Raw genomic sequence first — 10,034 nt, forward strand, 5'->3', positions numbered from 1 at the left:
CGACCGGATCATCACGAACCTGGGCGTCCTCGACGTTGTCCCCGGCGGCCTGAAGATAGTCGAAACAGCCGACGGCGTGACCGAGGACGACCTCCGCGCCGCGACCGAGGCCACGATCGTCTGATCCGCCCGCCCCGCATGACCATCCGGGGGGCCAGCGCCCCCCGTTCTTCATTCAAGCCGCTGGAAGACAGATGCCCCCTTTCGACGCCGCAGACATCCAGGCGCTGTTCACGCAGCGCGACGGCAATTTCCTTTGCGCCCGCTGGGGCCGCCCCGTCGCACCGGTGATTTTCGGCCTGGCGGACGACAGCCTCGACGTCTTTCGCGCCGCGATCCGCACGGGCTTCGCCCATGCGCGCCATCCAGTGGCCGAGACCGATCCGGACAGCGGCGCCAACCTGATGCTGTTCTTCGTGCGGGACTGGGCCGAGCTGGGCGGCGTGCCCGACCTGGACCGCCTGACTGGGCTGCCGGACCTGCCTGCGCGCCTGACGGCGCAGGATGCTGATCAGTACCGCCTGTTCCGCTTCGACGAAGCCGGCGGCATCCGCGCCTGCATGTCGTTCCTGAACATGGGCGGCGCGCTGGCCGAGGCGCATCCGGCGCAGCTGGCCGAACGCGTGACAATGCAGTCCGCCCTGACCTTCGCGCCCGAGATTTTCCCCTCGCACCAGCTGGCGGCGCTGATCCGCGCGGCCTATGACCCGGTGCTGCCGGTCGCGGCGACGCAGCCGGCGCATGCGCTGCGCCTGGCTGCACGGCTGGCGGCCTAAGGGGTCAGCCCCTCGGGGTCCGGCAGGCCGTTCACGCGCGCCGTCGCGGTCAGCGTGTTCGCCAGAAGGCAGGCAATGGTCATCGGCCCCACGCCGCCCGGCACCGGCGTGATCGCGCCCGCAACTGCGCGGGCGCTGTCGAAGTCGACATCGCCCACAAGCCCATCCTCGGTCCGGTTGATGCCGACGTCGATGACCGTGGCGCCGGGCTTGATCCAGTCGCCCTTGATCATGTTCGGCCGTCCCACGGCAGCAACGACGATATCGGCCTGGCGGCACACCGCCGGCAGGTCCTTGGTCCGCGAATGGGCAATTGTCACTGTGGCGCTGTCGCGCAGAAGCAGCTGCGCCATCGGCTTGCCGACGATGTTGCTGCGCCCGACGACGACCGCGTTCAGCCCGGACAACGATCCCAGGTGGTCGCGCAGCAGCATCAGGCAGCCAAGCGGCGTGCAGGGCACCATCGCCTTCTGCCCGGTCGCAAGCTGGCCGACATTCATGATGTGGAAGCCGTCGACATCCTTTTCGGGCAGGATCGCCGACAGGACGGCGCTTTCATCCAGGTGCCCCGGAAGCGGCAGCTGCACCAGGATGCCGTTCACAGTGGCGTCGGCGTTCAACCGCTCGATCATCGACAGAAGCTCGGCCTGCGAGGTCTCGGCTGGCAGACGATGCTCGAACGAGGCCATGCCGACCTCCTTCGTCATCTTCCCCTTGGACCGCACATAGACCTGGCTGGCAGGGTCCTCTCCGACCAGCACCACGGCAAGGCCGGGCGTGATCCCGCGTTCGGCAAGGGACGCAACGGCGGTCGCGATCCGGGAACGAAGAGTAGCGGCAAAGATCTTGCCGTCGATGATCTTGGCAGTCATGGGCGATCCTTCTTCAGTTGACGCTCTTCCTGGTCGATGGCGGCGTCGATCAATCGACGCCAGATGTGGTCGTAAAGGTCGGGGTCGAGACCCAGTTGCGTGGCATGGCGGCGGACATTGGCCACCACCTCCTCGACCCGCTCGTCTATGCGGGCGGGCATGCCGTTGCCGGACTTGATCTGCGCGGCTCGGTCGATCAGCGCGTGGCGATCTGCCATCAGCGCCATCAGCCGGGCGTCCAGCGCGTCGATCTGCTCGCGCAGCGTCGGCATGTCGGGAATGTCGTTCGGGTTCATCGCGTCGGCCCCTTCCTGGCTGGTCCCGCCGGTGCGGGACCTTCGACGCCGTCATGCAGGGCGCTGCGCAATTTCGCCAGCGTTGATTGGAGTTGCACGATCTGGGGTGCCGTCAGGCCGGTGGCCTGCGCGACGCAGGCCGAGACATGGGTGGACTGCGACTGCAGGTCCTGCCCCCGTTCCGTCAGCGACACGATGACGCGCCGCTCGTCCTGGACGTCCCTGACGCGGCTGACAAGGTCCGCCCCCTCCAGCCGCTTGATCAGGGGGGTCAGCGTGCTGCTGTCCAGCCCCAGCGCCGCGCCGATCTGACCGACCGTCTGCCCGTCCTGCGCCCACAGCGTCAGCAATACCAGATACTGCGGATAGGTCAGCCCCAGCGGCTCCAGCAGCGGCTTGTAGAGCCGCCCGAATGCGAGGTTCACCGCGTAGACGTCGAAGCACAGCAGGGCACCAAGGGGCGAGGCGGAATTTGTCATGCGACAGGCATATTTGGCACGGAAAAATATCTCAACACTTCGCTTCGCTTCTCATACTTATTATATGGTGCGCGATACAATATCGCGTAAGTCAATTGCCGTGCTCAGCAAGGTCGTTCATTGCACGGCGGAAACCGCCACGGGCGGCGGCCATGACGGCACTCATCAGGTCGACCTCCTCGTCCCGAAGGGAACTTGACGGCCCGGGCGGCGGCGGTCTGAACCCTGAAAAGCTGCTCGTGCTTGGGCAATTGGCCTGCTTCATGGGCGCGATGCGCCACTATGCGGCGTCGAAGAAGACCAAGGTGCCCGATGACGCCGCCGTCACGGTCGAGGTCGGCATCGGCCCGCGAGGATACCGGCTTCGGCCTGAACGTCGCGATCAGGGTCAGCCATTCAGGGGTCGAGCCTGCCGTGCCCAGGACCCGATCGACCGGGTTCACATCGTCAGCCCCTATTTCCATGCCACCGGCGGGACGCTGAAGATCACCCCCCAACCTGGCTCAACTGCTTCCATGTCAAAGAAAAAGCCCCGGTGCCGAACCGGGGCTTTTCATGTCCTGTTCTCAGGCCGGGGCGGGATCGCCGCCGGGGGCGGGCTTGCCGGCCTTGGGCACGGCCGTCACCGCCGGGATCAGGCTCGGGGGCGTGCTGTCGTCGCCCCCGTCCAGCGGTTCCCCGCGGACGATGCGGCCGATCTCTTCCCCGGTCAGGGTCTCGTACTCCAGCAGGCCCTTGGCCAGTCGCTCGAACTCCACCTCCTTCTCAAGAAGGATGCGGCGCGCTTCCTGATAGCCCGCCTCGATCAGCTCGCGGACCTCCTGCTCGATCAGTTCCTTGGTCGAGGCGGAGACCGAGAAGCCGCCGGTGCTGCCCGAATAACCCTCATGCGCCTCGGCATAGTCGACGGCGCCCACCTTGTCGGACATGCCCCAGCGCATCACCATGGCCCGCGCGAGCTGGCTGGCCTGCATGATGTCGCCGGCAGGACCGTTGCTGACGCCCTCTTCGCCGTACTTGATGATCTCGGCCGCCTTGCCGGCCATCGTCATCGCGATCTTCTGCTTGGCTTCGTCCTTGTGGAAGTTCAGGCGGTCCATCTCGGGCAAGCTGACGACCATGCCCAAAGCACCGCCGCGCGGGATGATCGTTGCCTTGTAGACCGGGTCGCACTTCGGCAGCGACAGGCCGACAATGGCGTGACCGGCCTCGTGATAGGCGGTCTTTTCCTTCTGTTCCGGCGTCAGGACCAGGCTACGGCGTTCCACGCCCAGCATGACCTTGTCCTTGGCGCTTTCAAAATCGGCCATGCTGACAAAGCGGCGGCCGATGCGCGCGGCCATCAGCGCGGCCTCGTTCACCAGGTTCATCAGGTCGGCACCCGAAAAGCCGGGCGTACCTCGCGCGATCAGGCGCAGGTCGACGTCGGGGCCGACGGGCACCTTGCGCGCATGGACCGACAGGATCTTTTCGCGGCCCTTGATGTCGGGGTTCGGCACGTGGATCTGGCGGTCGAAGCGGCCGGGGCGCAGCAGCGCGGGGTCCAGCACGTCCTTGCGGTTGGTCGCGGCGACGATGATGATACCCTCGTTCGCCTCGAAACCGTCCATCTCGACCAGAAGCTGGTTCAGCGTCTGTTCGCGTTCATCGTTGCCGCCGCCGATGCCGACGCCGCGCGCGCGGCCCACCGCGTCGATCTCGTCGATGAAGAGGATGCAGGGCGCGGACTTCTTGGCCTGCTCGAACATGTCGCGGACGCGGGACGCGCCGACGCCCACGAACATCTCGACGAAGTCCGAACCCGAGATGGTGAAGAACGGCACGCCCGCCTCGCCGGCGATGGCACGGGCGAGAAGCGTCTTACCGGTGCCCGGAGGGCCGACCAGCAGCGCGCCCTTCGGGATCTTGCCGCCAAGGCGGCTGAACTTCTGCGGGTTGCGCAGGAATTCGACGATCTCCTCCAGCTCTTCCTTGGCCTCGTCGATGCCCGCCACGTCGTCGAAGGTTACGCGGCCATGCTTTTCAGTCAGCAGCTTGGCACGCGACTTGCCAAAGCCCATCGCGCCGCCCTTGCCGCCGCCCTGCATGCGGTTCATGAAGAAGATCCACACGCCGATCAGCAGGATGAAGGGCAACCACACGCCCAACATCGACATGAAGCCGCTGCTCTGCTGCTTGATCACGCGAACGTCGATGCCCTCCTGGATCAGCCGATCGCTGATATCCTCGCCCATCGGGCGGACGGTGGCGTATTGCTGGCCGTCGCTGCCGGTGATCATGACATCCTCACCGTCGATGGTGACGGCGGTGACCTGATCGTTCTGCACGCGTTCGATGAAATCGGAATAGCTGATCTGGCGGCTGTTCATCGCGCCCGACCCGTCGCTGAACAGGTTGAACAGCGCCAGGATCATCAGGAACAGAACGACCCAGAAGGCGAGGTTGCGTGCGTTGCCCAAAATGGGGTCCTCCGGCGGAAAGCGGTTTGAGTTGAAAATAGGGATTATCGCGACAGGTTCAATGCGCCTTCACCAGCCTGCGGAAATCTGCCGCGTCCCGCAACGGCCGGATCGTGCAGGCGTGATCGTTGCGCAGGATCGGCGCATCGACCAATTCTGTCCCGCGCCAGATCGCGGGGCTTGCGGCCGCCTCGTCGCGGGACAGCCCCGACTCGCGCCAGCCTGCCAGGGGCAAGGGGTCATAGCCCAGGGCGGCGACGCGGTGATCGCGTGGAAGATCCACGATCCGCCAGCGACGATCCCAGACGGCGCCAGCCGTCGCGCCGGCGCGGATCGCGGCCGCAGGCTCTCGGATGATGCGCAGCCGGTCGCGGTCCGGCAGGATCATCGCACCGTCAATCGTCACCCGCCCCTGCGCCATCACGGCCTGCAGCGCGTGCAGCAGGGCGGCGCGGCGCGGCGGATAGTCCGCGCCCGTGACCCAGCGGCAGGCGGCAACCAGAAGCCGCCGACGGATCTCGGCCGGGGCATCGCGGAACGCCGTGCGCGACAGCGACAGGCTACCACGGTCGGCCCGCGCATCCCCCGAGACCAGCAGCGCGAAGTCCGAGACCGCATCGCGCGCCCCGGCGATATGCGCCGCCGACCGGGCCAGCCCCGCCACGTCGAGCCCCAGCGCCCCAATCGCCTTGCGGGCGCGAATTCGGTCGAAGTCCGTGTTGTCGTTCGAAGGATCGTCGATCCAGGGGATCCCCTGCCCGCCCAGCCAGTGCCGCAATTCTGCGCGGCCGGTCGACAGCATTGGCCGCAGCCAGCGCATGCCAAAGGCGTCGCGCCATTCGGCCATCGCCGCCAACCCGTCGATTCCCGACCCGCGGGCAAGGCGCATGATCAGCGTCTCGGCCACGTCGTCGGCGGTATGGCCAAGCGCCACAGCCGGGAGGCCGTTGTCACGCGCCCAATCCGCCAGCAGCTTCAGCCGCGCGTCGCGGGCCTGCGCCATCAGATTGCCGCCATCACCATCGCGCTGCCACGGCAAGATTGCGTGCGGCAGACCAAGCCGCTGCGCCGCAAGCGCGACTTCCTGCGCCTCTGCCGCACTGCCCTTGCGCAGTCCGTGATCGACCGTTGCGACCATCACGCGACGGCCACGCGCCCAGTCAGCGGCCACATGCATCAGCGCGATCGAATCGCCGCCGCCCGACACGGCCAACCCGAGCGCCGGCAGATCGCCAGCCAGACGGTCCAACGATGACCGGATGCCCACGGCCGGATCGGCGGTCACTGGTGTTCGGCGAGGTCCGCCGCCGCCTCGGGGTCCAACGCGGGGTCGAGCAGCGGGTCCAGGACGCCAAGATCGCTCTGCCCGCAGCGGATGCGCGTCGCCTCGGCCTCGGCCCGCAGGGCCTGGGCCGTGCCGGGAAAGCGCGCCGGGACCTCTGCCAGGTAGAGGCAGGCGGCGGTCGGATCGCCCTGCGCTTCGATGACCCGTGAAATACCCAGAAGGCTTTCGCCCGCCCGTGCGCCGTCGGGGTCCGCAGCGAAGCCTTCCAGCCAAGCCGCCGCCGCATCGCGGGGCCGGCCCGCCATGTCCAGCGCCTGACCGCGCAGGAACAGCGCCTCGGCCGTCAGCGGTCCGCCGGCATGGGTTTCGGCCACCGTGGCGAACATGTCGGCCGCGCGCGCATAGTCGCCGCTGTCCATCACCGCCCGCGCCGCATCGAAATCGGCCTGCTCGGCTGCCGTCGAGGCGGGCGCCGAGGCATCCGGTTCCGCCGGAGCCGAGGGCGCAAGTTCGGGCTGTGCGCCGATGGGCTTCGTCACCGTCAGCGCGCTGAGGTCGCAGGTCGGGTCCATCTCGCACAGCCGGAATTCAAGGTCGGCCAGCCGCCGCTCTCCCTCGAACGACATCCGGTTGATGCGGTTCTGCAACTGCTCGGCCTGGTTTGTCAGCGCCTTCAGGCGTCCCTCCATCGCGTTCATGCGATCGATGGCGCTGGCGCCCCCGGCGGCCCGGAACCCCTCGGCGCCCGAGGCGACAAGCTCGGCCCGAAGATCGTGCAGCTGGCTGCGCAGGTCCCCAAGCTCGGTCCGCAGGTCGGCCAGCGTCGCTGGAACCGGCGCCGCCTGTGCAGACGCGGCACCGGGCACCGCCAGCATCAGCGCCAGCAGGGCAGAGGCCGTCAACTGCCTCATGCGCCGGGACCGGCGTCACTGACGACCGTCACCGCGCGGCGGTTCTGCGAATAACATCCCTCGTCCGAGCAGGTGGCGGCGGGACGTTCCTTGCCGAAGGACAGGGTGCGGAGGCGGCCGGGCGCGACGCCCTGTGCGACCAGGTATTCCTGGACCGCGCTGGCCCGACGCGCGCCAAGCGCGAGGTTGTATTCCCGCGTCCCCGTTTCCTCGGCATGGCCCTGCACGACCGCCGTGAACCCGCCATGCCGCGTCAGCCAGTCGGCCTGGCGCGCCAGCGCGGTCCGCGCCTCGGGCGTCAGTGTCGTCTGGTTGGCCGGGAACAGCACGGTGTCGCCGACCGTGTTCTGGAAATACTGTGCCGTCGCCTCGGCGCCGAGGGTGCCGCCGGCCAGGTCGCCCTGGAACACCGCCCCGCCGCCGACGCTGGCATAGGGGTCGACCACCGGCGGCGCCACGGGCGGCGCGGGCTGGGCGCAGGCGGCCAGCGCCAGCAGGACGGCCAACAGGGCGGGCTTCGCAGCGACGTTCATCATGTCATCCTCATGGCATCAGGGGGCCCCAGGACGGATCCGAGGCGGCAAAGTCAAGGTCCAGCGGGCGCATGTTGCGCCCGGTGATGTCCACCGAATGCAGCCGCGGCTCGCCCGAGCCGCCCGGCGTGACACGGGTGAACATCACGACGCGCCCATTGGGTGCCCAGGTCGGGCCCTCGTCAAGGAAGGATTCGGTCAGCGTCTTCTCGGCCGAGCCATCAGTCCGCATGATCCCGATGTGGAACCGCTCGCCTACCTGGCTGGTAAAGGCGATCATGTCGCCCTTGGGCGACCATGTCGGACTGCCATAGCGGCCGTCACCGAACGAGATCCGCGTCGGCTCTCCGCCCTCCAGCCCCATGATATAGAGCTGCGGCGTCCCCGACCGGTCGCTCTCGAAGACGATGCGCCGACCGTCGGGGCTGAAGCTGGGCGACGTCTCGATCGAGGGCGCGTCGGTCAGCGGCCGCTGCGCGCCGGTGGCCGCGTCCATCAGCCAGATGTCGGTGTTCCCGCCATTCTCTCGCGAATATGCAACCCAGCGCCCGTCGGGGCTGAAGGTCGGCGCGAATGCCATCGTGCTGGTGTCCTGCGTCAGCGGGCGCGATGTCACCGTGGCGATGTCCATCACCCGGATCTGGGGAAAGCCGCTGTCATAGCTGGTATAGAGCAGCCGCCGTCCGTCCGCCGAGAACTTCGGCGCCAGCACCAGGGACGAGCTGTCGGTCATCCACAGGATATTCTCGCCGTCATAGTCCATGACGCCGATCCGCTTGATGCGGGCATTCTTGGGGCCGGTTTCCTGCACAAAGGCGACGCGGCTGTCGAAATAGGGCTTTTCGCCGGTCAGCCGGACATAGACCTGGTCGGCGATCTTGTGCGCGGCGCGCCGCCAGTCGCTGGCGCGGGCGTCGAACTGCATCCCGTCGCCCTGCGGCTGGCCCGACACCACGTCGAACAGCCGGAACCGGACGCTGATGTTCTCGCCCATCTGGCGCACCTCGGCCGAGACCAGCGCCTGTGCATCGACCGCGCGCCAGTCGTCATAGCTGACGGCCTCGGTGAAGCTTGTGGGCTGGACCTGGTGCGATTCGATGGGGACCTCGCGGAAGAGGCCGGTGCCGGTCAGGTCGTCGGCCACCACCTGGCGTACCCGGGCCGCGATTTCCTCGTCGCCATGGAAGGCGGGAATGGCGATCGACATCGGCTCGATCACCCCGTCGGTGATCTCGATGCGCAGGGGCGTGTCCTGCGCCATCACGGGGCCGACGGGCAGCATCGCCGCGGCGGCGGCAATGGCAAGGGCGGGGGCAAGGGCGGGGGCAAGGATCAATCTGCGAAACATGGCGGCCTCATTACCTCGGGTCGTCGGAAAGCGAAAGGCGGGCGGGCATCAGAACTCCACCCCGTCGGGTCGGAAGTCGACAACGACATCGCGCCACCGGCCGTATTTCTGCGGCGGCAGGTCGAAGCCGGACCGCCCGCACATCAGGATCGCGCGGCGGGCGACGTCGAACGCCTGCTGCGCGCCGGCTTCCGAGCCGCCGCGGAAGCCCGCCAGGCGCAGGCTGTTCTGGTCCGGAACGCCGTCCGGCGACAGTGTCATGCCCACCGAGACGGTCATCCGCGACGCCTCGACCGATAGCGCGCCGACGTTCCAGCAGTTCTGGATGGCGAAACGGAGGCCCTCGCGCTCGGACAGCGACAGGGGCTCACCCATGGGCACACCCTGCGCGGGATCGGGCAAAGGCGTGGCGCGCATCGGCGCCGGCACAAGCTGCATCGCATCGGCTTGGGGATCGGGTTCGGGCGCTGGATCGCCGCCGCCCATCGCCCCCGCCAGCGCGGCCGCCAGCGGGTCCATCCCGGCCGAGGCACCGCTGCCGCCCTCGATCATCTGCCGGTCGCCGCCCTGCGCGTCGCCGGTCGAGGCCGTGTCGGTGCCCTCGGCCCCGGCCTGCCCCTGCTGCGCTTCACGAAGCGCGTCCTCCAGCGCCTGACGATCGGCCTCCTCGCGGGCGGCTTCGGCTGCCGCCTGGCGCTCGGCTTCTTCCCGCGCGGCCTCGGCGGCACGGCGCTCCTCGGCCACGCGCTCGGCGGCCTCGGCGGCACGGCGCTCCTCGGCCGCGCGCTCGGCAGCCTCGGCGGCACGGCGCTCCTCGGCCACGCGCTCGGCGGCCTCAGCGGCACGGCGCTCCTCGGCCGCGCGCTCGGCAGCCTCGGCGGCGCGTTGCTCCTCGGCCGCGCGCTCGGCGGCCTCGGCGGCACGGCGCTCCTCGGCCACGCGCTCGGCGGCCTCGGCGGCGCGTTGCTCCTCGGCCGCGCGCTCGGCGGCCTCGGCGGCGCGTTGCTCCTCCGCCTCGCGCTCGGCGGCCTCGGCGGCCTCGGCGGCGCGCTGCTCCTCGGCCGCACGTTCGGCA

General features: G+C 68.8%; 9 protein-coding genes and 2 pseudogenes. 2 read left to right on the top strand and 9 right to left on the bottom strand.

What is annotated here, in order from left to right:
* Positions 1-124, top strand: a pseudogene (locus tag OC159_RS18965) (succinyl-CoA--3-ketoacid-CoA transferase); the annotation flags it as partial.
* A 70-nt stretch (positions 125-194) separates the two neighbouring features.
* A complete protein-coding gene (locus tag OC159_RS18970; RefSeq protein WP_265502796.1) occupies positions 195-776 on the top strand; it encodes a hypothetical protein in 582 nt (193 codons plus the stop codon).
* Here OC159_RS18970 and folD read toward each other — a convergent pair.
* The 9 genes and pseudogenes from folD to OC159_RS19015 form a co-directional block, all read right to left on the bottom strand.
* Positions 773-1,648: a bifunctional methylenetetrahydrofolate dehydrogenase/methenyltetrahydrofolate cyclohydrolase FolD gene (gene folD, locus OC159_RS18975; protein ID WP_265502798.1), complete on the bottom strand. Its 876-nt coding sequence runs from the start codon at positions 1,646-1,648 to the stop codon at positions 773-775. The two genes, OC159_RS18970 and folD, sit on opposite strands and share 4 nt — an antisense overlap.
* Positions 1,645-1,944, bottom strand: coding sequence for a chorismate mutase (locus OC159_RS18980; protein ID WP_265502800.1), 300 nt, complete (start codon positions 1,942-1,944; stop codon positions 1,645-1,647). Before OC159_RS18980 ends, folD begins: the two co-directional genes overlap by 4 nt.
* Entirely contained in the window at positions 1,941-2,423 is a 483-nt protein-coding gene (locus OC159_RS18985) for a MarR family winged helix-turn-helix transcriptional regulator (RefSeq protein WP_265502801.1), read from the bottom strand. The genes OC159_RS18980 and OC159_RS18985 overlap by 4 nt, the downstream gene beginning before the upstream one ends.
* Positions 2,424-2,989: 566 nt before the next feature.
* Positions 2,990-4,882 (bottom strand): ATP-dependent zinc metalloprotease FtsH, encoded by a 1,893-nt coding sequence (ftsH, locus tag OC159_RS18990; RefSeq protein ID WP_265502803.1) that lies wholly within the window; start codon positions 4,880-4,882, stop codon positions 2,990-2,992.
* Positions 4,883-4,940: 58 nt separating this feature from the next.
* The gene (gene tilS / locus OC159_RS18995; protein WP_265502805.1) at positions 4,941-6,167 is read right to left on the bottom strand and encodes a tRNA lysidine(34) synthetase TilS; all 1,227 of its coding nucleotides are present in this window, start codon (positions 6,165-6,167) and stop codon (positions 4,941-4,943) included.
* Positions 6,164-7,078, bottom strand: a complete 915-nt coding sequence (locus OC159_RS19000; RefSeq protein ID WP_265502807.1) for a tetratricopeptide repeat protein — start codon at positions 7,076-7,078, stop codon at positions 6,164-6,166. Before OC159_RS19000 ends, tilS begins: the two co-directional genes overlap by 4 nt.
* The gene (locus OC159_RS19005) at positions 7,075-7,611 is read right to left on the bottom strand and encodes an OmpA family protein (RefSeq protein ID WP_265502809.1); all 537 of its coding nucleotides are present in this window, start codon (positions 7,609-7,611) and stop codon (positions 7,075-7,077) included. Before OC159_RS19005 ends, OC159_RS19000 begins: the two co-directional genes overlap by 4 nt.
* A gap of 10 nt (positions 7,612-7,621) precedes the next feature.
* The gene (gene tolB / locus OC159_RS19010) at positions 7,622-8,947 is read right to left on the bottom strand and encodes a Tol-Pal system beta propeller repeat protein TolB (RefSeq protein ID WP_407674158.1); all 1,326 of its coding nucleotides are present in this window, start codon (positions 8,945-8,947) and stop codon (positions 7,622-7,624) included.
* A gap of 60 nt (positions 8,948-9,007) precedes the next feature.
* Positions 9,008-10,034: pseudogene (locus OC159_RS19015) on the bottom strand (protein TolA); the annotation flags it as partial.

Origin of the sequence: Paracoccus beibuensis, assembly GCF_026162625.1 — a bacterium.
In the GTDB taxonomy this organism is placed as follows: Bacteria; Pseudomonadota; Alphaproteobacteria; order Rhodobacterales; family Rhodobacteraceae; genus Paracoccus; species Paracoccus beibuensis.

Excerpts from the sequence above, each read along its gene's own strand:
- OC159_RS18985 (WP_265502801.1), bottom strand. The coding sequence starts at position 2,423 with ATGACAAATTCCGCCTCGCCCCTTGGTGCCCTGCTGTGCTTCGACGTC.
- OC159_RS18970 (WP_265502796.1), top strand. The coding sequence starts at position 195 with ATGCCCCCTTTCGACGCCGCAGACATCCAGGCGCTGTTCACGCAGCGC.
- OC159_RS19000 (WP_265502807.1), bottom strand. The coding sequence starts at position 7,078 with ATGAGGCAGTTGACGGCCTCTGCCCTGCTGGCGCTGATGCTGGCGGTG.
- OC159_RS18980 (WP_265502800.1), bottom strand. The coding sequence starts at position 1,944 with ATGAACCCGAACGACATTCCCGACATGCCGACGCTGCGCGAGCAGATC.
- folD (WP_265502798.1), bottom strand. The coding sequence starts at position 1,648 with ATGACTGCCAAGATCATCGACGGCAAGATCTTTGCCGCTACTCTTCGT.
- OC159_RS19005 (WP_265502809.1), bottom strand. The coding sequence starts at position 7,611 with ATGAACGTCGCTGCGAAGCCCGCCCTGTTGGCCGTCCTGCTGGCGCTG.